Here is a 24,764-nt window from a genome sequence, read left to right on the forward strand (position 1 = left end):
TGGGAGCAGGACAATGACGATGGACGCCACCAGCCAGCGCTTCCTGATGTGCCGGCCGACGTACTTCGCCGTCGACTACGCGATCAACCCCTGGATGGACCCGGCCGCGCCGGTCGACGGCGCGCTGGCCGTCCGGCAGTGGGAGCAGCTGCGCCAGACGTACCGCGACCTGGGCCACACCGTCGAGGAGATCACTCCGGTGCCCGGCCTGCCCGACATGGTCTTCGCCGCCAACGGCGGCACGGTGATCGACGGCAAGGCGATGGCCGTGCAGTTCCGCGACCCGCAGCGCGCCGACGAGGCACCGGCCTACCGGGCCTGGTTCGAGGACGCCGGCTTCGAGATGTACGACCCGAAGCACGTCAACGAGGGTGAGGGCGACGTCCTGCTCGCCGGCGACCACCTGCTGGCGGGCACCGGCTTCCGCACGGCGCACGCCTCGCACGCCCAGTTGCAGGAGGTCTTCGGCTACCCGGTGATCAGCATGCAGCTCGTCGACCCGCGCTTCTACCACCTGGACACCGCGCTGACCGTGCTCGACGAGCAGACCGTGGCGTACCTGCCGGAGGCGTTCTCCCCCGGCAGCCAGGCCGTGCTGAGCCGACTCTTCCCCGACGCCGTGCACGCCACCATGGCCGACGCCGAGGTGCTGGGCCTGAACGCGGTGAGCGACGGCCGGCACGTGGTGCTGCCGGCCCAGGCCACCGACCTCGCCGCCAAGCTGCGCGACCGGGGCTACGAGACCATCGGTGTCGACCTGTCCGAACTCCGTAAGGCCGGCGGCGGACCGAAGTGCTGCACGCTGCGACTCCGTCAGGGAAAGGCAAGCAAGTGATCGATGACATGCTGCGTACGCCGGGAGCGGTCCGGGACGCCGAGCGCTGGACGGCGCACAACTACCACCCGTTGCCGGTGGTCATCTCGTCCGCCGAGGGAGCCTGGCTCACCGATGTGGACGGCAAGCGCTACCTGGACTGCCTGGCCGGCTACTCGGCGCTGAACTTCGGCCACCGGAACCCGCAGCTGATCGCCGCCGCGCACGCCCAACTGGACCGGCTCACGCTGACCAGCCGCGCGTTCATCCACGACCAGTTCGCCGACTTCTGCCGGGAGCTGGCCGAGCTGTGCGGCAAGGACCTGGTGCTGCCCATGAACACCGGCGCCGAGGCGGTGGAGACCGGAATCAAGGTGGCCCGCAAGTGGGGTTACCAGGTCAAGGGCGTACCCGCCGGGCAGGCCAACATCGTGGTCGCCGAGGGCAACTTCCACGGCCGGACCACCACCATCGTCAGCTTCTCCACCGACGAGGACGCCCGCGCCGACTTCGGGCCGTACACCCCGGGGTTCACTGTCGTGCCCTACGGCGACCTGGACGCGCTGACCGCCGCGATCGACGAGAACACCGTGGCCGTTCTACTGGAGCCGATCCAGGGCGAGCAGGGCGTGGTGGTGCCGCCGGAGGGTTACCTGTCGGGCGTGCGGCGGGTCTGCACCGAGCGCGAGGTGCTCTTCATCGCCGACGAGATCCAGTCTGGTCTGGGGCGTACCGGTGCGACCTTCGCCTGTGACCACGAGGGCGTCGTGCCCGACATGTACCTGCTCGGCAAGGCGCTCGGCGGCGGCATCGTGCCGGTCTCCGCGGTGGCCGCCAACGCCGACGTGCTCGGCGTGCTCAAGCCCGGCCAGCACGGCTCCACCTTCGGCGGCAATCCGCTCGCCTGCGCGGTGGCCGTCGAGGTGGTCCGGCTGCTGGCCACCGGCGAGTTCCAGCGCCGTTCGGCGGAGCTGGGTGAGCGGCTGCGAGCCGGCTTGGAGGGGCTGGTCGGCAAGGGCCTGGTGGGGGTACGCGTTCGCGGCCTGTGGGCCGGTCTGGACATCGACCCGACGCTGATGAGCGGACGGGAGGCGTGTGAGCGCCTGATGGAGCGCGGCATCCTCGCCAAGGACACCCACGGCTCCACCATCCGGCTAGCCCCGCCGCTGGTGATCACCGAGGACGAGATCGACCTGGCGGTGACCGCACTCGCCGAGGTGCTCGCCGCCTGACGGACCGCACCGGCCAAGGTGCCGGCCGCCTGACGGACCGCACCGGCCAAGATCTGCGCAACTACAGGGAAAGTGCTGCCTCGACGTCCTCTGAGGCAGCACTTTCCCTGTTCTTGTGCGGATCTTGCCGCGTCCCGCGCCGCGCCTGCCCCGCGACGGTGCGCAGCGGGCGGGGCGGGGCGCGGGCGGGGCGGGGCGCGGGCGGGGCGCGGGCGGGTCAGGGGCGGGGTAGGCGCATCGCCATCGTCGGAGCCTCGGCCATCACCGAGGTGGGCGTGAACGGGGCACCGGCGGGCAACTCCTCCGCCCGGCCGATCTGCACCCCCGGGTACAGCTCGATCATGTCGTTCTCGCCGAGCACCCGGGACTGCTGCGGCGCCAGGGGGATGCGGTCCGACTCGGCCATCGAACCGGCCGGACGGATGCCGGAGCCGTTGGTGCTGACGTCGGTCACGATGACCTCGCCGACCCGCAACTCGAAGCGGACGTGACCACGGCTGATCCACCGCCGGGCCTCGTCGTTGAGCCACTGCCCGAGCATGATCCCGCCGTCCTGCTCGGGGGCCCGGCCGGCCACCAACGGCTGCTCCTCGCTGAGCACGAACCGCCGCCGGACCAGGCCACCGATGCGGACCGCGAGCACCTCCGTACGCGGACGCGGCCCCCCGTCGCCGAGTCGGACGCCGTGCCGGGGGCAGGTCGGTACGCCGTTGCGCAGCGCGGGCGGCGGCTGCGCCGCGGGGCTGCGATCCGCACCCCCGGCCAGGTCGGCGAACGCGCCACCTCCACCACCGCCGCCGAACAGCGCGCAACCCGACTCCGGGCAGCGCCACTGGCGGGTCAGCAGCTTCACCCCGGCCGGCGAGCGCTTGCCGGCCACCGGTGCGTGGCCGCCGCCGACGTGCGCGATGAAGACCGGGCCGCCGGCGCCCGGTACCGGGGCGACGACCCGACCCGGCTGCTCGACCAGCCACGGGAACCGACCGCGCAGCCCGTCGAAGCGAACCCGGCTGAGCACCGGCAGCCCGAGCAGGTCGGCCACCTCCAGCATCCGGTCGCCCGGGTTGTCGAGCACCTCGACGAGCCCGTCGTCGGCCCAGCGGCGGACGACCATCCGCTCGTTCGAGGTGAGGTCGGCGTCGGAGAGCAGGGCCCGGTGCACCACCGCGTAGACCTGGACGCTGTCCTCCTCCAACTCGCGGGACAGCGCGTCGATGACCATGCCGAGCCGCAGCAGGCTCGCCGGCCGACCACCGTCGATGTCCTGGTAGCGGATCACCTCGGCCAGGTCGACCACGGCCCGGGCCAGCGACGGGTCGGTGCAGACGCGCCCCTCGATGGCGTCCAGCACCTTGCTGATCTCGAATCTCATGCCGCACTCCGGATGATCTCGTCGATCCGCCGGGCCAGCGCGATGTCGCGGTGGGTGACCCCACCGTCCGAGTACGTGACGCAGCGGAAGGTCAGGGTCCGCCATCGGATGTCGATGTCGGGATGGTGGTCGATCTCCTCGGCCACCGTCGCGACCCGGTTCACCACGGCGATGACGTCCGGGAAACTGCCGAGCTGGACCGTACGACCGATCCCGGTCGGGTCACCCGACCAGTCGGTCAACCCGCTCAGCTCTTCTCGCACCGCGTCCGCGGTGAGCAGGTCTGCCATGACCAGACCCTACCGGTGGCGTGTCCGGCAGGACGGACACGCCACCGCTCGGCCGCTCAGCCGCGCAGCGGCCGGCCCACCTCGTGCAGGTGACCGAGCGCCTGCTGGTACGACTCGATCAGCCCGGTCTCCGCGTACGGGATGCCCTGCTCGACGCAGTAGGCGCGGACGATCGGCTGAGCCCGCCGCAGGTTGGCGCGGGGCATGTTCGGGAAGAGGTGGTGCTCGATCTGGTAGTTGAGCCCGCCCAGCGCGGTGTCCACGAACCCGCCGCCCCGCACGTTGCGCGAGGTCAGCACCTGCTTACGCAGGAAGTCCAGCTCGTCCTCGGCGCTCGGCATGGGCATGCCCTTGTGGTTCGGCGCGAACGAGCAGCCCATGTAGAGGCCCCACAGCGCCTGGTGCACGACGGCGAACAGCAGCGCCTTGACCGGCGACATGACCGCCAACAGCAACGCCACGTACGCGGCGGTGTGCACGACGAGCAACGCCGCCTCGACCGCCCGGTGCCGCATCGGGGTCGTGTACCGACCGTCCGGCTCCCGCCCGACGATCGCCTTGATGCTCGCCGCGTGCAGGTTGAGACCCTCCAGCAGGAGCATGGGGAAGAAGAGGTACGCCTGCCGCTTCGCCAACCACCTGCCGAAACCACGGGTCGCCAGTGCCTGCTCGGGCGTCCACACCAGGGCGCCCGCGCCGACGTCCGGGTCCTCGTCCTCGTGGTTCGGGTTGGCGTGGTGGCGGTTGTGCTTGTCGACCCACCAGCCGTAGCTGAGCCCCACCGCAAGGTTGCCGGCGAACAACCCCACCAGTTCGCTGGGCCCGCGCCGACGGAACATCTGCCGGTGCCCGGCGTCGTGACCGAGGAACGCGACCTGGGTGGTGGCCACCGCCATCAGCGCCGCGAGCGGCAGCTGCCACCAGGAGTCGCCGAGCAGGAACACGGCCACCCAACCGGCCACGAACGCGCCGAGGGTCAGCACGATGCGAGCCAGGTACCAGCCGGGGCGGCGCTCCAGCAGACCGGCCTGACTGATCCGTCGCGACAACTGTGCGTAGTCACTGCCTCGCCGCCGTACCGGCGGTTCCGCCACCGCTCCGAGCGCCATTCGTGCCCCCGATCAGCTTGCGCCCGCTCCAGGGTGGCTCGGGCTCACTGGCAAGTCTTCCGTCCGAGGTAGCGCTGAGTAACCCCGACAGCCCCCGAATGGGAGGTAGGGCAGGCCCTACCCCTACGGGTTCGGCTCAGCCCAGCCGGCCCACCGCCGCGCGCAGCCGCGCCAGGTCACGTCGCCGCCGCTCGTAGGTGGCGGCCAGCCCGACCAGGGCGAGCCCGCCGACCCCCAGATAGATCCACCGGGGCAGCAGATCCCAACCTCGGGCGACCTCGTGCAGCGCCAACAACGTCAACACCCCGCCGCCGAGCAGCACCGGCGCCTGCCAGCGACGGGTCGCTCCGGCCAGCACCGCGCCGAGCGCCGCCGCACCGAGGAGCAGTCGCCGCCACGGCTGCGGGTCCGGGCCGATCAACACCGACACGAGGCTCGGCGCGAGCGCCGCGACCAGCCCCGGGCCGAGGGCCGGCCAGCTGGTCAGCCCGGGCCGGGTCCGCAGCGCCAGCAGGCCCGCGCCGAGGGCGAGGCCCGCAGCCGGCAGGGTGTACGCCTCCAGCACCGTCACCCCGCCGGCGGCCAACAGCACCCACGCACCGAGCAGCTCGCTGCCGGCGGCGACACCGGCGAACGCCCACCGTCGGCCGCCCGGCTCGCCCCGGCGCAACAGCCGCACCGCGACGGCGACACCCCAGAGCACGCAGACCGTGGCGAGGTGTCGCGCCACCTCGACGGCGAGGACCGCCGCCACCAGCGCCACCGCCTGCGCGGCAGCGTCCAGCACCCGACCCACCAGCGCCCGCGTCGGCGTCGCCGCGGCGGCGACGGCCAGCACCAGCACGGCCACCGCCAACAGGGGGTACGCGGCCGCCCGTACCGTCAGCCCGGCGACCAGCGGAGCGGTCACCGCCAACGCCGACGCCGCACCCACCGCCGCGAGGCAACCGGTCACACGCACCTCGACAGTGCGTCCCCCGGCGGCGACGACGACAGCCGCGACCAGCAGCGCTCCCTCGGCGGCGAGCGACAGCGGCCGGGTGGCCAGCAGCCCCACCACCCCGGAGGCGGTCAGGACCACACCCAGGGGTACGGCGACCGGTGCGAGCATCGGCCGGGGCACGGCCAGCGCGGCGAGCAGCAACGCGGCCAACCCGGTGAGCAGGACCGCAGTCGGCAGCACCGGCCACGGCACGCCGACCGAAACGAGCAGCACCGGCAGCGCCGCAGCGGCGAACGGCAGCGCGGGCAGCGCTGCGGTGGCGAACGGCAGCGCGGGCAGCGCCGACCCGCGGATGCCCCGGCCGGTGAGCACGGCGGCCACCGCCAGCACGACCATCGCCAGCCCGACGGGTAGCGCCGCCGGATCGGCGACGACGCTGGGCACCCCGGACCAGACCCCTTCCCAAGAGCCGTACGGCCGTACGAGCGCGGTGAACACCCTCGGCAGGGCCGCCAGGACAGCGACGACCGCGAGCGCACCACCCACCACCAGCGCCGGGCCCGACCGGGCGGTCGCCGGCGGCCCCCCGACCGCCGACGACCCCCCGTCCACCGGCCCCCCGACCGGCAGCCCCCCGACCGGCGCCCCCTCGACCGCCGGCCCCCCGACCGGCAGCCCTTCGACCGGCGCCCCCTCGACCGCCGGCTCGCTGATCCGGACCGGCTGGTCGGCGACCCCCTCCGGGCGGGCGAAGAGGACGACGAGCGCCACGCCCAACGCCGCCAGCGCGGCGTACAACGCGACCGGCTCGTCGCCCGCCACGACCAGCGGCGCGAGGCCGGGCACGGTCACGGCGACCACCGCGCCGGTCACCGCGTACCCGGTCAGCTCCACCCGGTGACGACGCACCGCGAGCACCGCGACCAGCGCGAGCCCGGCGGCCACCAGCGCGATCCGTGCCTGCCACCACGGCGGCGTGCCACCGGCGAACAGCGCCACCACCGCGATCCCGGGCAGCGCGAGCTGCGCGACCAGCAGACCCACGCCGGCCACCCGCCGGTACGCCCTGGTGCCCCGCCGGACGACGAGCGCCAGCCCGACCACGACGATGACGCCGAGTGCCACCAGCGCACCGGTCGGCCCGGCCAGGGCGACCAGCAGCCCGTGCCCGAGCAGGACGGCACCGCCCAGCGCGCAGGCGAGCAGGACGGCCGGACGGGTCGCCGGACGGGCCAGCACGGCGACCAGCAGCGCAGCCCCTCCGACCAGGTCGACCGCCACCACCGTCGGCCAGGAGACCGCCCAACCGGCGGGCAGGGCGAAGAGCACCGCCACCGCGCCGGCCGTGGCGAGCACCGTTTGCGCCTTCCGGGGCAGCAGCAGCGCCGTCGCGGCGACAGCCAACGCCACGGCCGGTGCCAACTGCCAGCCCCAGCTCAGATCCGGTCCCGTCCCGGCCCCGCCCCACGGCGGCAACGAACGGCCCACGGCGGCGACCGCCAACACGGCGGTGGCCAGCACGGCCACCTGCGCCGTACCCGCCGCGACCAGCAACGCCCCGGCGCGGGGGCCGGTCCGCCAACCCCCGGCTGCCTCCCCTTCGGTGCCGACCGGGAGGCTCCGCACCGCGACGGCCAGCCCCAGCGCCACCGTCGCCGCCGCGAGCAGCAGCATCGACGGCCGCAGCTCGGCCACCGGGCGCAGCAGGGCGAGGGCGAGCACCGGCACCAGCAACCCACCGGCCACCCCCCGCAGCGCCCGCCCGCCGACCAACCAGGCCGTACCGAGACCGGTCAACGCGACCAGCAGCAGCGGCACCCCGGCCAGCAGCGGCGAACCGCCCGCCCGTCCGACGGCCAGCGGCACCAGCGCGGATGCAGCGGCGGCGACGAGCGCGCCGGCGTGTCCAATCCCCGCCAGCACCCGGCCGACGACTGGCACCGCCCCGTCCCGGCCGCGCAGCCCGACCAGCACCACCAGATTCCCCAGCGCCACCCCGAGCAGGACCAGCGTCCAACCGGCCGGGCCGGGTTCGACTCCGACGGCGAGCAGCGGCAGCACCGGCTGCGCGGCGACCAGCGCGGCGAACCACGGCCCGGTCAGACCGCTCCACCGGCCGTACGCTGCGGCGACCGCCGCGCTGGCCCCCCCGACCAGCGCGGCGTACCGGCTACCCGGCCAACCGGCCACCCCGGCCAGGTTCACCGACCAGGCCGCGTACCCGTCCAGCACCACCAGCAGCAACCCCACCGCGGCGAAGGTCTCCGCCGTGCCGCGCAACCCCCGGCGAACCGCCGGCAACGGAACGGCGAGAGCCAGAGCGGTGAACGCCGCCAGGATCAACGCTCGCCCGGCCACCCCCACCGCCGCCCAGGCCACGGCGGTGAACACGATGGCCGCGGTGCCCAGCAGGAGTCCACCCAGGACGAACAGCACCCCCTGGACCGTCCGGGTCGACGTCTCGGCCGCACCCGGCGTCGAACCCGCCGGGGCAACCGGTGCCGGGACGCGAGCCGGCACCGGACCTGCCACGGCGGAGGCCGCCAACCCCGCCCGGACGACCGCCGCCACCTCGGCGCGCCGTCGCGACAGGGCCGACAGGCGACCGGCCAGTTCGGTGTACGCGCGGCGAGCCTGATCCACCTCGGGCTCCAACCGGGCGATCTCCCGGCCCAGCCGGATCACCTCGGCGGCGGCCGGGTCGGGCGCACGCAGGCAACGTGTGCAACCGGCGCTCAGATCGGCCGGCGCACCGCACGCGGGGCAGGGATAACGGGTGTCCTCCACCCGGCCATCATCGAGAACCCACCCGGCGGCGGCCCAGAGTGCGCGTACTCAGAGCCGGGTGTGCTCGTGCACCCAGGTGGCGTACGCCGGGTCTCCGCTCTGCACAGTGGACACCAGGATCTCCGGCACCTCGTACGGGTGGCTGACCCGGATCTGGTCCACCAACGCGGTGAGCCGGTCCGGAGCGGTCTTGAACTGCACCGACCACTCGGTGCTGGTCTCCACTCCGGACCTCCACCAGTAGGTGCTGTCCACCTGACCACCCACCTGGGCGCAGGCGGCGAGCCTGCCGGCGACGGCCGCAGCCGCCAGCACGTCCGCGACCGAACGCGCATCCACCACAGTCGTCACGACGCAGATCTGGTCCACGACCGCACCCTACGCGGCACGGCGCCACCGAGCCCGTCTTTCGTCCGCGACCGCTACGCTCCGCGTCACCATACTCACCGAAATCGCCTGTCGCTCGGGGCAGCGGGCCTAACGGTTGGCGGCGACCCAGGTGTCGATCTGCGCCCACCAGTCGAAGAGCCAGTCGATGCGTTGCTGCCGCCCGGCCGGGATGTCCTCCGGCGGCACGGACCAGAACCGCATCACGATCCGCTTGTCCATCGGCAGTTCCCGCCAGACGTCGGCCACGGTGAGCATCCGGTCCAACCCGGTGTGGGCGACGAAGATGACCCCGGCGTCCGGGGCTGCGTCCAGCGCGGCCAGCATCCCGCCGGGCTGCGGGGCGAGCACGTGACGCATCCGCTCGGCGCGCAGTGCCATCCGTTCCAGCCCGAGGGAACGCAGCCGGGCGATGGCACGCAGCCGGCGCTTGGGGGTGAAGTTGCCGCCCTCCGGGAAGATCACGAACGCGTCGTTGTCGTCCAGGCCCGTGGCCAGGTGCCCGACCTGGCGTACCGTCTCCTCGCCGCGCTCCGGCGTCGGCGCGATGAACCGGTTGGGCAGCCTGTTGAGCAGCACGTCGATCGCGGGGTCCCACTGGAGGCTGTCCTTCAGGACGATCCGTGGCTCCCGCTTGAACCAGTTGACCAACCCGTGGATCAGGATGAACGAGTCGCCCGGCCCGGCGTGCCGGCAGAGCACCACCTCGGGGCGGCCGGGCAGCGCGGTGTCCGGGTCCGTGCCCACCACGTCGATGCGCAACCGCAGGGTCCAGTGTGCCTGCCAGAACAGCACCCGCAGGAACCATCCGGCCAGCACGTAGTGCGCGCGTTGGAACGCCGGGGACCGGGTCCGCCAGCCGAAGCCGGAGACGACCCAGAGCAGGAAGAGCGCGATCAGCGCGGCGGCGTCCCAGACCAGGTAGACGCAGCCGATCCAGAGCAGCCGCAGCGGCCGTAACCGGCCCGGTACCAGCGGAGACGCGGCCGCGGCGAGCAACGCCCAGATCGGCAACGTGGTGACCACGACGAACGCCAGTGCCACCACGGCGGGGGCGAACAGCAACCGGCGCAGCCACCTGGGAGGCAGCGGCATCATCGCTCCTGGTGGGTGGCGAGGTAGCGCCGGGAGGCGGTGTACGCCCGGCTGATCCGCCGCCCCACGGCCGCCATGTCCCGGTACGCCCAGGGCGTGTCGTCGCGGGGGTTCAGCCCTCCGGTCGGCAGGACGTGCACCTCCACCCCCTCGGGTAGCGCCGCCAACTCGCGGAAGAACCGGTGCCGGCGGGAGATCTCGAACGCGACCTGCGCGATCTCCCACGGCCGTCGGGGCGGGGTCAACTCCCGTTCGATCCGGCCCACCTGGAGGACGTAGATCCGGCGCGCGCCGACCGCCACCGCCTCGCCGATCGGGATGGAGTTGACGATGCCCCCGTCCACGTAGTGCGCGCCGTCGATCTCCATGGGTGGGAGCAGGCCGGGCACCGAGGCCGACGCCAGCACCGCCGGCACCACCGGGCCGCTGTCGAACCAGTGCTCGGCCGCGCGTTCGATGTGCGCGGCGCAGCACCGGAACGGCACCTTCAGGTCGGCGAAGGTGGTGTCCACGCCCAACTCGGTCTCCAGCAGCCGGCGCAGCGGGCGAGGCGAGTGCAGGTGGGTACGGGCGGCGAAGCGACGCAACTGCCGGGCGACCGAGTCCCCGTACACCTCGCTCGCCTCCGGCGAGGCCCAGAGCCGGACCAGCCGGTCGGTCACCGCCTCCGACGGGTCGGCGGCGACCAGCGCGCCGTTCACCGCGCCGATCGAGGTGCCGAGCACCATGTCGGGTTTGATGCCGGCGCGGAACAACGCGCGCAACATGCCCACCTCGACCGCGCCGAGCACGCCCCCGCCGCCGAGCACGAATGCCACAGGTCCCCCCGCCATGCCCTCATCCTGGCACGGACGCGCAGCCGACCAGCCGGCCGCCGTCGCCGGGCGGTCGGCGCAGCCCAGGCACCGCCCGGCGACCGGCGGGCGCGACGGCGTTGACAGCCAGGACACATTCGCGCAACCTGATACCGCTCCCACCCCTGAGGCAGGTGCGATCCGTGAAGGCAGCACTGCATCCGGGCCGGTTGCTGGCTCGCAGATACCGACTTCTCGACCAGATCGGCGCCGGCGGCATGTCGGTTATCTGGCGTGCCCGGGACGAGGTGCTGGACCGGCTGGTCGCGCTCAAGGTCCTCGCTCCTTCGCTGGCCGCCGACGCACGCTTCCGGGGAATGGTGCGCGACGAGGCCCGAGCCGCCGCCCAGTTGGTGCACCCGCACCTGACCTCGGTGCACGACTACGGCGAGACCGTCGATCCGGACGGCTCGATCACCTCGTTCGTGGTGATGGAGCTGCTCGACGGCGAGGAGTTGGAGCTGCGCCTCACCGAGGGGCCGTTGCCGTGGGCCGAGGCCGTGCAGGTGGGCGCGCAGGTCGCGGAGGCCCTGGCCGCCGCGCACCGGCTCGGCATCGTGCACCGCGACATCACGCCGGCCAACGTGATGATGACCGGGACGGGCGTCAAGGTGCTCGACTTCGGCATCGCCACCCGGATCGGGGCACCGGACGAGGACGAGGACGGCGAGACCTTCGGCACCCCGGCGTACGTCGCACCGGAACGCCTCGACGGCGCGCCGGCCCAGCCGTCCACCGACGTGTACTCACTCGGCGTGCTGCTCTACGAGGCGCTCACCGGCCGGGTTCCGTACCCGGCCGACACCTGGGAGCAACTCAGCGCCGCACTGACCGACGGCCCGCCGCCGACGCTCGCCGCGGTGCCGGGGCTACCCCCGCCGGTGGCCCGGATCTGCCTGCGCAGCCTGGCCCGGGACCCGGCCGAACGGCCGACCGCCCGGCAGGTCGCCACCGTGTTGCGCGGGCATCTGCTGCCGCCCGATCCCCCGGCCGCGACCGTCCGGGTCCCCACCCGACCCCTGCCCCCGCCGCCGCCGATCGGGGTCGCACCGGCGTCCGGGGAGGCGACGGCGGACCCGGGTCGGTCCCGACGACGGCTGGCGCTGCTGCTCATCCTGGCCGTCGGTCTGGCACTGGCCGGCGTGGCCCTGCTGCCCGAGCAGCGGTCGACGCCCCGCACGCAGCCCTCGGTGGGACCGACGACGACCCCGCCGAGCGACCCGCCCGTCCCGGCGTCGTCCGAGCCGACCACGCCCTCGCCGACGACGCCGAGCACCGGTGTGCCCCCGTCGCGTCCGGGCAGCCTGGTCGAGGCCGCCAGCCGGGTGGAAGGGCTGATCACCGCCGGCGTGGGCGCCGGGGAGATCCGTGACGACGTGGGTCTGGACCTGCGCAACGAGCTGCGCAACCTGACCGCCGCGGTCAGCTCCGGCCGCGACGAGCTGGGACCACCGGTGGCCCGGCTGCGGGAGAAGGTCGCGGTGCGCCTCGGCGAGGGCGGCATCAGCTCGGGGTACGCCTCTCAGCTCGACGCCGCCATCGCCGACCTGGGGGCCGCCCAGGTCTGACGCGGGGCGACGCCGGAACAGGTCAGCGGGCCGACACCCGAGCCGATTCGTGGACGTCGTACCGCCCGGCGGCGAAGCGTCGGTAGACCTCGACGTAGTCCTCCGCCATCCGCTCGACCGAGAAGTTCTCCGCGACGTGCGCCACGCAGTCCTCCGGGTCGAGCTGCTCGGCCGCGAGCACCGCGGCGGGTAGCTCCTCCGCCCGTTCACACACCAGCCCGGTCAGTCCGGGCCGCACCAGCTCCGGCACCGCACCACGGTTGAGCGCGACCACCGGCGTGCCGGTCGCCATCGCTTCCAGCATCACCATGCCGAACGGCTCGTCCCACTGGATCGGCATGACCAGACACCGCGCGTCGACGAGCATCCGCAGCGTCTCCGCGCGGTCGGCGTTGAGGACCACTGTCACGTTCTCGTCGACCAGCGGTGCGACGACCTGCTCGTAGTAGCGGCGCTCGGCCGGCTCGTTGCACTTGCCGGCCAGCAGCAGGGGCAACCCGGCCTCCCGGCAGACCCGGATGGCGATCTCCGGGCCCTTGTCCGGGCTGAAGCGGGCCAGCCACAGCACCGGCCCCCGGCCGGGCTCGGTCTTGCGCGGGAAGCCACGTATGTCCAGTGCGTTGTGCACGGTGCCGGCCCAGGGCAGGTCGGTGTTCAACCGGCGTTGGGCGTGCGAGATCGCCACCAGGGCGACGCCCGAGTCGACGTCGCCGAGCACGTCGCCGTACTCCCCCACCGGGTTGCCGTGCACGGTCGCGACGGTCGGTACGGCCCGGCGGCCGGCGACCAGCGGGCCGATCGTGGTGTGGTCGTGGATCACGTCGAAGTCGGCCGCCGTGACCAGGCGCTTCACCCGGGCCAGGTGGGCCAGCTCCGGCAGTGACTCGCCGAGCCGCTCGTACTGGACCTCAGGGACGGTGGAGACGAAGCCGTCGGCCGCCGTGCCGTGGTCGCTACCGGCGCCGAACAGCGTTACCGCGTGTCCCTGCACGCTGAGCGCGTCCACCAGGGCGGCGACGACCTGTTCCAGACCCCCGTAGCCGGGGGGCGGCACTGACAACCATGGCGGGACCACCATCGCGATGCGCAACGACCGCCCTGTCGGCCGGTCCGCGGGCGGGTGGTTCAGGGCCACGAGTCCTCCCCGTTGGTCCCCGGTGCGGCGCCACCGGCGGTCGGAACGGTCGGCGGCGAGTTCCCCGGGACGCCCCCGGTAAACCGGACAAGCCGGACGCTCACCCGCCCACCAGGAGTTGGTCGTGCACCACCCGTACGCCCGGCGCGGACCAGGCGACCCGCTGGACCTGGTCGCGTTCCCACCAGGACCGGACCACCCCGGCCAGGACGAGCGTGTCGCCGTCCACCTCGACGGTCACCCGCTCGGCCCCGATGGTCCGGGCCAGCGCCCGCTGCACGTCCCGGCGCAGCAGCTCCGCCGGAGGCGCCGACGGTCGCACCTCGATCAGGTTGGTGATCCCCCGTACGCCGTCGAGCCGGCGCACCTCCCCCTCGGCGGCACGCCGTTGCCACCCGAACTCGACCTCACCGCGGAGCATGAGCCAGCCGTTGGCGACCGTCACGTCCAGCCGTTCGGCGGGCACGAAGCTGTCCCACTCCAGGGCTCGGGAGGCGGCGATGGCGACGTCGGCGTCGGTACGCCCCGGCGTACCGGGCAACCGCACCTCGATCTCGTCGGCCACCGCCCGGACACCGCGAACCCGCTGCGCGCAGCGGGTCGCCGCCCAACTGCGGGCGGCACCGTCCACGAAGCCGGTCAGGGTCACCACACCCTCGTCGACGCTCACGCCGATCTCGTTCGGTTGCAGCTGGGCGTCCCAGGCGAGTTGCGCCAGGACGTCACGTTGAATCCGCTGGTCGTCGCGGACATCCAGCACGTCGGTCATGGCACCCACCCCCGGTTCCGGTCGCCGAGACTCGCCTCCCGAACGTGCCGGACAACCGGGTGACGGCGGTTCACCCGATCCGGGTGAACCGCCGTCCGGGCGGGAAAGAGCGGCGGGTGACGGAGCCGACCCCCTCGGCCCCGCCACCCGCCGCCGGAGGGAGGAGACAGGTTCAGATTCGTGTGGGTGTCACGGCGTCTCGGCGAGCGTCACGGTCACGGTCTTCTCTTCACCGTTGCGCTTGAACTGCACCTCGACCCGGTCGCCGACCTTGCCGGCCTGCACCGCGCCGACCAGGTCGTCGGAGTCGTTGACCGGCTTGTCACCGAAGCGGGTGACGACGTCGCCACGCTGGAGGCCGGCCTTCTCGGCCGGGCTGCCCGGGGTCACCGACGCGACGAGCGCACCGCCGCCCTCGGCCTGGTTGACGCCGACCCCGAGCGACGGGTGGCTGACCTTCTCGCCGCGCTGGAGCTTGCCCGCGACGTCCTTGGCCTTGTTGCTGGGGATGGCGAAGCCGACACCGATGTTGCCGGTGCTCTGGCCCGAGGTCGCGATGGCGGTGTTGACGCCGATCACCTCACCCCGGGTGTTGACCAGCGCGCCACCGGAGTTGCCCGGGTTGATCGGCGCGTCGGTCTGGAGCAGGCCGGAGATCGAGCTGACGGTCTGGCTCTGCTGCTGGGTCGGGTCCTGCGGCTGACCCTCACCGGCGCGGATGGTGCGGTCGCGGGCGCTGAGGATGCCCGAGGTCACCGAGCCCTGCAGGCCGAGCGGGCTGCCGAGCGCCAGCACCTGGTCACCGACCTGCATGGCGTCGCTGTCACCGAACTTGGCCGCCTTGAGGTCGCTCACGCCGCTGGCCTTGACCACGGCCAGGTCGGTCTTCGGGTCGGTGCCGATGACCTTCGCCTGGACCTTGTTGCCGTCGGCGAAGATCACCAAGACGTTGCCACCGGCGGCGGAGGCGACCACGTGGTTGTTGGTCAGCACGTACCCGTCGGCGCTGAGCACCACACCGGAGCCCTCACCACTGTCGGTGGTGATCGAGACGACGCTGTCCTGCACGGACGCGGCGATCTTCGGCAGGTCCGCGCCGTTGATCACCGGGGCCGCGGAGTAGGTGCGGGTCACGCCGCCGCCGTCGCCGTCGAGGGCCAGGGCGAGCGCGCCGCCGGCGACGCCCGACCCGAGCATCAGGGCGAACACCGCGACACCGGCCCCGGCGAACTTGGCGATCCGACCCGGCCGAGGGCCGCTGCCGGGCGGCGCGACCTGCGGGCCCCACGGCGGAACGGGCTGCCCCGGGTGCTGGGCGTGCTGGCCCGGGTGCTGAGGGTGCTGCCCCGGGTGCTGGGCGTGCTGCTGGTGCTGGCCCGGGTACGCCATGCCCGGCTGGCCCCCGCCGGCCCAGCCGGACTGCTGGCCCTGGTACCAGGGAGCACCCGGGTACTGACCGGCGGTCTGCTGCGGATAGCCGGACTGGCCGTGCGCCGGGTAGCCGGAGGTCGGGTACGGCGGCGCGGACGGGGTGGCGGCCGAGGGCTGGTAGCCGGTCGGCGGCTCGTACCCGCTCGGCGGGTTGGCGGGCGCGGAGGCACCGGCGGGCGCGGGTGACGCGGCCGGGGTCACGGCGCTGGTCGGCGTGTCGTCGCCGGTGGTGGAGACGACCTCGATGGGGGTGGTCGGGGAGTCGGACTGCGCGCGCTCGTCGCGCGGCAGCTCGGCGGTGGGGTGCGACGGCTCGGCGTCGGTGGGGGCCGGCCGGCGCTGCGGGTCGGACTCGAACTCGGTCATGTCACTACCTTCTCCCCCAGCACTGCGATCAAGCTGGAACCGTCCTGGAAGTTGGCTGAAAGTCACTCGCCGACGTCGTCGACCTGTGGCAGCAGCGGAAGCCGGACCCGGAAGGTCGCCCCGCCACCGGGCGTCTCGGCCACCTCGACCGAGCCGTGGTGGGCGGCGACCAGCGCCGCCACGATGGCCAGGCCGAGGCCGGTGCCGGTGTTGCCGTCGGCCCGCCGGGTCCGTGCCGCGTCGGCCCGGTAGAACCGTTCGAAGACCCGTTCGGCCTGCTCCGGGGAGAGCCCCGGGCCGGTGTCGGCGACCTCCACCACGGCCAGGCCCCCCGGTTCGCTGTGCAACCGCACGCGGATCTCGGCGTCGGCGGGGGTGTGGGTCAACGCGTTGGTGACCAGATTGCCGATCACCTGTCGCAGCCGCGCGTCGTCGGCGGAGACCACGAGCGGGCCCGCATCCGGTGCGATCTCCAGCTCGATGCGTCGATCCGGGGCGATCGCCCGCGCGGCCTGCACCGCGTCGGAGGCGAGCACCGGCAGCTCCACCGGAGTCAGCGACAGCGGCCGCTCCCGGTCCAGCCGGGCAAGCAGCAGCAGGTCCTCCACCAGCAGCCCCATCCGGGCCGCCTCGTCCTCGATGCGGCGCAGCAGGCCGGCGGTCTGCTCCGGCGCGCGGGCCGCGCCCTGCCGGTACAGCTCGGCGAAACCGCGGATGGTGGTCAACGGGGTCCGCAACTCGTGCGAGGCGTCGGCGACGAACTGCCGCATCCGCTCCTCCGAGCGCCGGGCCCGCGCCTCGGATGCCTGGGCGGAGGCCGCCGCGTCCCGGGCGGCGCTCTCCGCCCACCGCGCCGCGCTCTCCGAGGCGGCGCGGGCGGTGAACGCCACCTCGATCTGGGTGAGCATCGCGTTCAACGCGCGGGAGAGCCGCCCCAACTCCGAGGTGGGATGCTCCTGCCCCTGCTCCGGGTCGGGCACCCGGCGGCTCAGGTCACCGCCGGCGATGGCGGCGGCGGTGCGTTCGATCTCCACGAGTGGTTTGAGGCTGGTCCGGACGATCGCCGCGCCGACCGAGGCCAGCATGATCAGCACCGCGCCGCCGACCAGCAGATCGATCCAGGCGAGTCGTTTGACGGCTTGGTCGACGTCGGTCAGGTGTTCGCCGATGGCGGCCATCTGGCCGTTGGGCAACTCGGTGTAGAGCATCCGCCAGCGCACCGAGCTGTCCCGGGCCCGCACGGTGCGCGGGCCGCCGTCCTGGGCCTTCTCCTGCTCTTCGAAACCGGCCGCGTCGCTCGGCCACGGCGGCAGGTCGTCCATCCGGAAGCGAGACGTGTCGTACGCGTAGACCTGCACCTTGCCGGTGGTCGGGCTGGTCAGCACGATCACGTAGTCGCTGGGCAGCGAGACGCGGTTCGACGACGGAATGATGGACTGGATCCGGTCGGCCGAATCGCGCAGCTCGATGTCGATCTGGTCGACCAGGTAGTTGTGCAGGAAGTACGCGGTCGAGACGCTGATCACGACCAGTGCGCCGGAGACCAGCGCGAGCACCGAGGCGACCAGCTTGATCCGCAGTGGAACGCTGCGCACTCGCCCCTTCGCCTGCTGGACCGCGTTCACGCCGCCGGCTTGCGCAGGACGTACCCGACGCCACGGAGGGTGTGGATCAGCCGGGGCTGGGTGGTGTCGACCTTGCGCCGCAGGTACGAGATGTAGGACTCGACGATGTTGTCGTCGCCCCGGAAGTCGTAGTTCCAGACGTGGTCGAGGATCTGCGCCTTGGACAGCACCCGGTTGGCGTTGAGCATCAGGTACCGCAGCAGCTTGAACTCGGTCGGCGAGAGCTGCACCCGCTGACCGGCACGGTGCACCTCGTGGGTTTCCTCGTCCAACTCCAGGTCGGCGAAGGTGAGCCGGGAGGGCGCCTGCTCGCCGGTCGTGGTGCGGCGCAGCACGGCGCGGATCCGGGCGGTCAACTCCTCCAGGCTGAACGGCTTCGTGACGTAGTCGTCGCCGCCCAGGGTGAGCCCACGGATCTTGTCGTCGGTGGCGTCCCGAGCGGTCAGGAAGACCACCGGGGTACGCGTGCCGCCCTCGCGGAGCATCCGGATGACCTCGAAGCCGTCCAGGTCCGGGAGCATCACGTCGAGCACCACCAGGTCGGGCCGGTGGTCCTTGGCGGCGTTGAGCGCCGCGCTCCCGCTGGTCGCGGTGGCCACGTCGAAGCCCGCGAACCGCAGGCTCGCGGAGAGCAGTTCGAGGATGTTGGGGTCGTCCTCGACCACGAGGAGTCGCGCCTCGGTCTGGGTAGCGGGCATGGGCCCATCATCGGTGACACGACTGCGTCGGCGCTGGACGGTTCCTGCAAAAAACCTGTGAGTCGTGGCCGACCGGTTCCTCGGCTCAGCGCAGCAGGCGGCGCAGCCCGTCCAGGGCCCCGTCGAGCAGCCGGATGGCGGTGCGTAGCTGCGTTTCGCTGAACCGTCGGGCGCGCACGAGTCGACCCACCTCGGCGGTGAACTCGGCCAACCGCTTGTCGAACTCGTCGAGCAGCGCGGTGTGCGGCCCGGCGGCCGACGCCGGTCCGGGCGGGGGCGCAGGCGTCTCCCACCGGGTACGCCGGGTCTGCCGGGTGGCCTCGCTCAGCTCCCGCTTGAGGTCGCGCACCGACCCGCGTACCTCGCTGCGGATCTCGCCGGCCAGGCTGGACAGGTCCGCCACCGAGGCGGCGATGTCGGCCTCCAGCTCGGTCAACTCGCCGGCCCGTTGGCGCAGCTCGGCACGACCGGCGTCGGTGATGTCGTACGTCTTGCGACCACCGGCCGCGGTGTGGCTGACCAGGCCCTCGGCCTCCAGCCGTTGCAGGCGGGGGTAGATGGTGCCGGCGCTGGGCGCGTAGAGCCCGAGGAACCGGTCCTCCAGCAGGCGGATCAGCTCGTAGCCGTGCTTCGGGCCGTCGTCGAGGAGTTTGAGCAGGTAGAGCCGGAGCCGTCCGTGGCTGAACACGGCGGTCACGGCAGCTCCTCGGAATCGTCGTCGACGGCTCGGGCGAGCAGGGCGATGCTCCCCGAGGTCGCGGAAGCCCAGAGCTTACCTTCGCCCGCGCCGAGCACTCCCTCGCTGCTGCGCAGCGGAAACGTCGAGGTGCGGACCTGCGGAAAGCCACTGGTGATCCGGCCCGACGCGGTCTGCAGTTGGACGGCGAGGTCGCTGTCCTCGCGGACCCGGACGGTGATGCCGCCCGAGATGGTGGTCAGTCGGATCTCGCTGCGTCGGGGGTTGTCCAGGTCGCAGGTGATCGCACCGGAGACCGTCTGCGCCCGCACCCGGTCGGCGGCGCTGTCGGCGAGGATCACCTCACCGGAGACCGTCTCGACCGAGAGGTCGCCCCGGACCCCGAGCGCCTCCACCGGCCCCGACGTGATCGTCGCGGAGGTGTTGCCACGCAGGCCCATCAGGGTGATCTGGCCGGAGACGACGTGCACCGACGTCTGCCGGCGCAGGCCGGAGGCGACCAGCGCGCCGGCGACCAGGCCCAGGTCGGCGAGGACGTCGGCGGGCACGGCGACGGAGACGTCCACCCGTGGGTACCGGTGGATCATCCGAAACCACCGCAGGACGTCCGACCAGCTCCGGCCGCGCTCCTGGCGGATGCCGAGCCGGCCGTCGGAGTGGTCGATCACCACCGGCCGGCGACCGACCTGGGTGACGTCGATCCGGGTCGGACCGTCCGTGGCGACCACGTTGAGCCGTCCGCTCACCAGCCGGACGTCCAGCCGGGTGACCGGACCGTCAATGGTGAGCCGCTGCGGGCTCTCGACCGTCCAGCCGGCCATGGTGTCCCCCTCTCGACGACGCGCGCCGACGCGCGCTCCACCAGGAGACACTAACGCGATACATCGCGACATGACAAGATAGGTCGCGAGCCGCCTGCCCACCAAGGCGCAAGATCCGCGCGCAAGACCCGCGCGCAAGATCCGCGCAACTTCCCGGATGTTGCTGCCTCAGGCGTGCGGGAGGCAGCAACATCCCCGATGTTGCGCGGATCTTGGTCGGTGATCCTGCGGCGAGGGCGGCGGGGCGCGGGCGGCGGGGCGCGGGCGGCGGGGCGCGGGCGGCGGGGCGGCAGTGGCTTTAGGCAGCCAGGTCCAGCTCGCGACCTCCGACGGGCGTCGGAACGGGGACCGCCGGGGTGGGGGTGGGAACCGCACGCAGCCGGGTCCGCGCACCCGGCGCGTGCGTCAGGTGTACGGCCGACTCGGCGGCCCGGGCCAGCAGCCGCCGGTCGGCATCCCGGGCCGGATGCAGCGCGGCGGCGATCGTCACCGAGACCACGATCTCCCGCGCCGTCACCACCCGGGCCACCGACCGCAGCAGGGTGTCCGCGCCGAGGAAGGCGGTCGCCGTGGTGGCCGAGCCGGTGGCTTCACAGCGGTAGGCGAGCCGCAACGGCACCACCGGGCTGCCCGCGTCGATGGCCGCCTGGAACGACGCGGGCCGGAAACCACCGCCGGGGCGGCAGTCGCCGGCACCGTCACCCGCACACCAGGTCGTACCCTCCGGGAAGACGGTCACCGACCGGCCGGCACGCAACGCGTCCGCGATCCGGCCGACGGTGCCCGGCAGCGCCATCGGCCGGGACCGGTCCACGAAGACGGTGCCCGCCGCCGCTGCCAGCAGACCGACCACCGGCCAGGAGCGGATCTCCCGCTTGGCGACCATCCGGGTGGGCGCCACCGCCAGCACCGCGAGGATGTCCAGCCACGAGACGTGGTTGGCGACCAGCAGCGCCCGCCGTCGCGGCAGCCGACCCCGGATCACCAGCCGGACGCCGAAGGCGCGGATGGTGGCCCGGGCCCAGCCGCGTACCGCCGCCTGCCGTTCCCGGCTCGGCAGCACCGGCAGCAGCACCACCAGGCCGATCCCGGCCACCAGCATGCCGAGCGCCGCGACCGACCGCAGCACCCGACGGGCCATCGGCACCGTGGGTACCTCGCCGGCCGCCGGCAGGCAGTCGTCGTCGCAGCCCGAGGCGGGCCGCCACAGGTCGTGCGCCACGGTGGTCACCGCTGCTCCCCGCCCAGGAAGTGCCGCAGGTATCGCGGGTTCATCCGGTCCAGCGAGAAGAGCACGTAGAAGTCCGCGCACCGGAAGTCGCTGTCGTACGCCGGTTCGCCGCAGATCCACGCGCCGAGCCGGAGGTACCCCCGCAGCAGCGGCGGCACCACGACGCGCCCGGCCGGCTCGGCGGCGGTCACCGGCGCGGCGGCGGCCGACTCGGCGAACCAGGGGCGCAGCGGGCGGACTCGCAGCGGCGGCGGCGACAGGTGCCGGGTCTGCGCCTGGGCCCAGACCTCGGCGACCGTCCGCCCACCGTCGTCCACCGGCACCGAGGCGCAGCCGCCGAGCCAGCGGGAACCGCGCAGGTGCAGGTAGCGGGTGAGGCCCGCCCACATCAGGTTGATCACCGCACCGGAGCGGTGGTCCGGATGCACACAGGACCGGCCCGTCTCCACCAGGTCGTCGCGGAGGGAGTCGAGCGCGGTGAGGTCGAACTCGTCCTCGGCGTACCGCCGGTCGGTGCGGCCGGGGGGAAGCAGCCGGTAGGTGCCGACCACCGCGCCGGTGCTGTCCTCGCGGACGATCAGATGGTCGCAGTACGCGTCGAAGGGGTCCACGTCCAACCCGGCCTGGCCGGGACGGAGGGTGGCGCCGAGTTCGGTGGCGAACACCTCGTGGCGCAGGCGTTGCGCGGCCGCGACCTGGGTGGGGTCGTCGGCGATCAGCAGGGTGTATCCGCTGGTCTTCAGGGGTGTGCCAGCGGCATGCAGAACGGCCATGGAATCTGTGTAGGTGCCCGGGTTGCCATCCACGGGGACCACCGGTGTCGATCGGATGAACGCCGGCAGGCGAGACCGCGAGCAGCACCGGCGTCCGGGCGTGCGAGGCTGCCGGGACGGCCGGCGGGGACGCCGGTACGCCACCTGGAGGTCGACGATGCGCATCGAGTCCCGCTACAACGGGCCCACCGGCTCCGGCAACGGCGGATGGAGCGCGGGGGTGTTCGCCACCGCGGCGGGCGGCACCGGACCGGTCGAGGTGACGCTACGCCGGCCACCACCTCTGGAGACCGAGCTGAGCCTGGTCGACGGCGAGGTCCGGGACCCGGCCGGGGACCTGGTGGCCGAGGTACGCCCGACCGGGGCCGTCGACGCCGTCGTACCCCCGGTCGACCTGGAGACCGCGGTGGCCGCCGCGACCCGCTACCCCGGGCTGGTCGAGCATCCGTTCCCCGGCTGTTACGTCTGCGGGCCGCAGCGCCCGGACGGGCTGCGGATCTTCCCCGGCCGGCTGCCGGACGGTCGGACCGCCGCGCCGTTCCGGGCCCCCGAGCAGGTCGGCGAGGCCACGGTCTGGGCGGCGTTGGACTGCCCCGGCGGGTGGACGGTGCTCGCGCCGGGCCGCCCGTACCTGCTGGGCCGGATCGCCGCCGTGGTCGCGGCGCTGCCGGCTCCGGGCGACGAGTGCGTGGTGACCGGGGCGCTGCTCGGCGTGGACGGGCGCAAGGCGCTCGTGCACACCAGCCTGTACGGCCCGGACGGCGCGCTGCTGGGCGCGGCACGGGCGACCTGGATCGCCCGCTGATCCCGGTCGTCAACCGCAGGGATGACCCGCCTCCACCCTGAGACGGATCAGGACATACGGACCGCGCCTGATTGACCTTGTTGCATTGGGCCGTCACGCTGTGCCACGGCGTACCTCAGCGCCACGCACGGGAGGAGAACGATGACTGACGGGCAGAGAAGCCCCACCAGCGACGGTCAGATCGTGGTGTCCGGTCTGACGAAGCAGTACAAGAACGTCCGGGCGGTGAACAACCTGTCCTTCACCGTGGCGCCGGGGCGGGTGACCGGCTTCCTCGGCCCGAACGGCGCTGGTAAGACCACCACGCTGCGCATGTTGCTGAACCTGGTCACGCCGACCGCCGGCACGGCCACCATCAGCGGCAGCCGGTACGCCGACCTCGCCGACCCGCTGCGGCACGTCGGCGCGATCCTGGAGGCGTCCAGCGCGCACAAGGGCCGCACCGGCATCAACCACCTGCGGGTGATCTGCGCGGCGGCCGGGCTGCCCAAGCAGCGGGCCGCCGAGGTGCTGGAACTGGTCGGGTTGACCCCGGCGGCGAAGCGCAAGTTCAAGGGTTACTCGCTGGGCATGAAGCAGCGGCTCGGCATCGCCGCGGCGATGCTCGGCGACCCCCGGGTGCTGATCCTGGACGAGCCGGCCAACGGGCTCGACCCGGAGGGCATCCGGTGGATGCGCGGGTTCCTGAAGAACCTCGCCCACGAGGGCCGTACGGTGCTGGTCTCCAGCCACCTGCTGTCCGAGATGCAGTTGCTCGCCGACGACGTGGTGATCATCGCCGCCGGCCAGTTGATCCGGCAGGGTCCGGTCGACCAGGTGCTCGGGTCGATGGCGCAGGGCGCGCAGGTCCGGGTGCGTACGCCGCAGGCCGAGGCGCTGACCGCCGCGCTCAAGGCGCAGTCGGCGACGGTGAACGTCGACGAGCAGGGCGTGCTGCTGGTCTCCGGGGTGGACGCGCCGACCATCGGCCGCGCCGCCCTCGCCGCCGGCGTGGAGCTGCACGAACTGACCACCGAACGGCCCGATCTGGAACGGGTCTTCCTGGAGCTGACGGCCGGAAAGGCGGGCATCCGATGAACCTGGTCCGATCCGAGCTGCTCAAGATCCGTACGACCAACACCTGGTGGATCTTCGCGCTGATCAGCGTGCCGCTCTGGGCGCTCACCCTGCTGATCAACTGGTTGCAGGCCGACACCCTGACCAACGGCAACCTCAGCGACGTACCGGCCGACCAGGCCGACACCCTGGCGGTGGCGGCCAGCGCGGACGCGCTCTCCTCGAACCTCTTCACCACCGGGCAGTTCTTCGGCCTGCTGATCGTGATGCTGCTCGGCATCATCGTGGTGACCAGCGAATTCTTCCACCAGACGGTGACCACCACGTTCCTCACCAACCCGCACCGCACCGCCGTGATGACCGCCAAACTGGTCGCGGCGGGCGTGCTGGCGCTGCTGTTCTGGCTGGTGACCACCGCGCTCAACCTGGTCGCCGGTTCGGCGGTGCTGAACGCGGTCGGGCTCGACTCGCAACTGGGCAACGACGCGGCGTGGCGGGCGATCGGGTTGAACCTGCTCGCGTACCTGCTCTGGGCGGTGTTCGGCGTCGGCATCGGCGTGCTGCTGCGCAGCCAGATCGGTGCCACGGTGACCGGCATCCTGCTCTACCTGGGCGGCTCGATCGGCGCCATCTTCGTGATCGCCATCCTGGCCGAGCGGTGGGGTGACTGGATCAACAACCTCCAGTTGCTGGTGCCGTCGCTGGCCTCGTCGCTGATGGTCACCGGGGCGGACATCCCGGGCAACCCACCGCGCTGGGCCGGCGCGGCCGTGCTGATCGGGTACGCGGTGGTGACCGGCGTGGTCGGCACCCTGCTGATGCGTCGACGCGACATCTCCTGACCGGTGCCGGGGTGGCGGCAGTGCGCCGTCACCCCGGATCGCCGGTCCGCCTTAGCAGTCGTCG

22 protein-coding genes are annotated in these 24,764 nt (G+C 73.1%); 6 read left to right on the forward strand and 16 right to left on the reverse strand.

The window, feature by feature from the left end; translation table 11 throughout:
• The first annotated feature begins 19 nt into the window (after positions 1–19).
• Both ddaH and rocD read left to right on the forward strand, forming a co-directional pair.
• The gene (ddaH, locus tag O7616_RS00060; protein WP_282307793.1) at positions 20–835 is read left to right on the forward strand and encodes a dimethylargininase; all 816 of its coding nucleotides are present in this window, start codon (positions 20–22) and stop codon (positions 833–835) included.
• Positions 832–2,046, forward strand: coding sequence for an ornithine--oxo-acid transaminase (rocD, locus tag O7616_RS00065; protein ID WP_282256864.1), 1,215 nt, complete (start codon positions 832–834; stop codon positions 2,044–2,046). The genes ddaH and rocD overlap by 4 nt, the downstream gene beginning before the upstream one ends.
• 217 nt (positions 2,047–2,263) lie before the next feature.
• Here the strand turns inward: rocD and O7616_RS00070 are convergent, their stop codons facing one another.
• The 7 genes from O7616_RS00070 to O7616_RS00100 form a co-directional block, all read right to left on the reverse strand.
• Positions 2,264–3,418, reverse strand: a complete 1,155-nt coding sequence (locus O7616_RS00070) for an FHA domain-containing protein (RefSeq protein ID WP_282305133.1) — start codon at positions 3,416–3,418, stop codon at positions 2,264–2,266.
• On the reverse strand, positions 3,415–3,708 hold the full coding sequence (locus O7616_RS00075; protein ID WP_282305134.1) for a 4a-hydroxytetrahydrobiopterin dehydratase: 294 nt from the start codon (positions 3,706–3,708) through the stop codon (positions 3,415–3,417). Before O7616_RS00075 ends, O7616_RS00070 begins: the two co-directional genes overlap by 4 nt.
• Positions 3,709–3,764: 56 nt before the next feature.
• A complete protein-coding gene (locus O7616_RS00080) occupies positions 3,765–4,817 on the reverse strand; it encodes an acyl-CoA desaturase (protein ID WP_282305135.1) in 1,053 nt (350 codons plus the stop codon).
• Positions 4,818–4,953: 136 nt separating this feature from the next.
• The gene (locus O7616_RS00085; protein ID WP_282305136.1) at positions 4,954–8,547 is read right to left on the reverse strand and encodes a hypothetical protein; all 3,594 of its coding nucleotides are present in this window, start codon (positions 8,545–8,547) and stop codon (positions 4,954–4,956) included.
• A 48-nt stretch (positions 8,548–8,595) separates the two neighbouring features.
• Positions 8,596–8,916, reverse strand: coding sequence for a divalent-cation tolerance protein CutA (cutA, locus tag O7616_RS00090; protein WP_282256859.1), 321 nt, complete (start codon positions 8,914–8,916; stop codon positions 8,596–8,598).
• Between the two features lie 108 nt (positions 8,917–9,024).
• Positions 9,025–10,029 (reverse strand): 1-acyl-sn-glycerol-3-phosphate acyltransferase, encoded by a 1,005-nt coding sequence (locus tag O7616_RS00095; RefSeq protein WP_282305137.1) that lies wholly within the window; start codon positions 10,027–10,029, stop codon positions 9,025–9,027.
• Positions 10,029–10,862, reverse strand: a complete 834-nt coding sequence (locus tag O7616_RS00100; protein WP_282256857.1) for a patatin-like phospholipase family protein — start codon at positions 10,860–10,862, stop codon at positions 10,029–10,031. Before O7616_RS00100 ends, O7616_RS00095 begins: the two co-directional genes overlap by 1 nt.
• A gap of 164 nt (positions 10,863–11,026) precedes the next feature.
• Here O7616_RS00100 and O7616_RS00105 point away from each other — a divergent pair, with 164 nt between their 5' ends.
• Complete coding sequence (locus tag O7616_RS00105) at positions 11,027–12,451, forward strand: serine/threonine-protein kinase (protein WP_282305139.1); 1,425 nt, start codon at positions 11,027–11,029, stop codon at positions 12,449–12,451.
• 22 nt (positions 12,452–12,473) lie between these two features.
• Here the strand turns inward: O7616_RS00105 and O7616_RS00110 are convergent, their stop codons facing one another.
• The 9 genes from O7616_RS00110 to O7616_RS00150 form a co-directional block, all read right to left on the reverse strand.
• Positions 12,474–13,529: a glycosyltransferase family 4 protein gene (locus O7616_RS00110; protein WP_282307795.1), complete on the reverse strand. Its 1,056-nt coding sequence runs from the start codon at positions 13,527–13,529 to the stop codon at positions 12,474–12,476.
• Positions 13,530–13,686: 157 nt separating this feature from the next.
• Positions 13,687–14,355: a BON domain-containing protein gene (locus O7616_RS00115; RefSeq protein ID WP_282305140.1), complete on the reverse strand. Its 669-nt coding sequence runs from the start codon at positions 14,353–14,355 to the stop codon at positions 13,687–13,689.
• Positions 14,356–14,544: 189 nt separating this feature from the next.
• The gene (locus O7616_RS00120; protein WP_282305141.1) at positions 14,545–16,152 is read right to left on the reverse strand and encodes a trypsin-like peptidase domain-containing protein; all 1,608 of its coding nucleotides are present in this window, start codon (positions 16,150–16,152) and stop codon (positions 14,545–14,547) included.
• A gap of 62 nt (positions 16,153–16,214) precedes the next feature.
• Positions 16,215–17,777 carry a HAMP domain-containing sensor histidine kinase gene (locus O7616_RS00125; RefSeq protein WP_282305142.1) on the reverse strand — a complete coding sequence of 521 codons (1,563 nt, stop codon included), beginning with the start codon at positions 17,775–17,777 and terminating at the stop codon, positions 16,215–16,217.
• Positions 17,774–18,475 (reverse strand): response regulator transcription factor, encoded by a 702-nt coding sequence (locus tag O7616_RS00130; RefSeq protein ID WP_030336721.1) that lies wholly within the window; start codon positions 18,473–18,475, stop codon positions 17,774–17,776. Before O7616_RS00130 ends, O7616_RS00125 begins: the two co-directional genes overlap by 4 nt.
• Positions 18,476–18,560: 85 nt before the next feature.
• Positions 18,561–19,172, reverse strand: a complete 612-nt coding sequence (locus O7616_RS00135; RefSeq protein ID WP_282305143.1) for a PadR family transcriptional regulator — start codon at positions 19,170–19,172, stop codon at positions 18,561–18,563.
• Positions 19,169–19,993 carry a DUF4097 family beta strand repeat-containing protein gene (locus O7616_RS00140; protein WP_282305144.1) on the reverse strand — a complete coding sequence of 275 codons (825 nt, stop codon included), beginning with the start codon at positions 19,991–19,993 and terminating at the stop codon, positions 19,169–19,171. Before O7616_RS00140 ends, O7616_RS00135 begins: the two co-directional genes overlap by 4 nt.
• 298 nt (positions 19,994–20,291) lie before the next feature.
• Complete coding sequence (locus O7616_RS00145; RefSeq protein WP_282305145.1) at positions 20,292–21,224, reverse strand: lysophospholipid acyltransferase family protein; 933 nt, start codon at positions 21,222–21,224, stop codon at positions 20,292–20,294.
• On the reverse strand, positions 21,221–21,997 hold the full coding sequence (locus O7616_RS00150) for a GNAT family N-acyltransferase (RefSeq protein WP_282256849.1): 777 nt from the start codon (positions 21,995–21,997) through the stop codon (positions 21,221–21,223). The genes O7616_RS00145 and O7616_RS00150 overlap by 4 nt, the downstream gene beginning before the upstream one ends.
• 157 nt (positions 21,998–22,154) lie before the next feature.
• Here O7616_RS00150 and O7616_RS00155 point away from each other — a divergent pair, with 157 nt between their 5' ends.
• The 3 genes from O7616_RS00155 (at position 22,155) to O7616_RS00165 (ending at position 24,700) form a co-directional block, all read left to right on the forward strand.
• Complete coding sequence (locus tag O7616_RS00155; RefSeq protein WP_282305146.1) at positions 22,155–22,802, forward strand: hypothetical protein; 648 nt, start codon at positions 22,155–22,157, stop codon at positions 22,800–22,802.
• A 141-nt stretch (positions 22,803–22,943) separates the two neighbouring features.
• A complete protein-coding gene (locus O7616_RS00160) occupies positions 22,944–23,879 on the forward strand; it encodes an ABC transporter ATP-binding protein (protein WP_282305147.1) in 936 nt (311 codons plus the stop codon).
• Positions 23,876–24,700 carry an ABC transporter permease subunit gene (locus O7616_RS00165; protein ID WP_282305148.1) on the forward strand — a complete coding sequence of 275 codons (825 nt, stop codon included), beginning with the start codon at positions 23,876–23,878 and terminating at the stop codon, positions 24,698–24,700. The genes O7616_RS00160 and O7616_RS00165 overlap by 4 nt, the downstream gene beginning before the upstream one ends.
• Positions 24,701–24,764 lie beyond the last annotated feature (64 nt).

The sequence above is a fragment of the Micromonospora sp. WMMD964 genome (assembly GCF_029581455.1).
Classification (GTDB): domain Bacteria; phylum Actinomycetota; class Actinomycetes; order Mycobacteriales; family Micromonosporaceae; genus Micromonospora.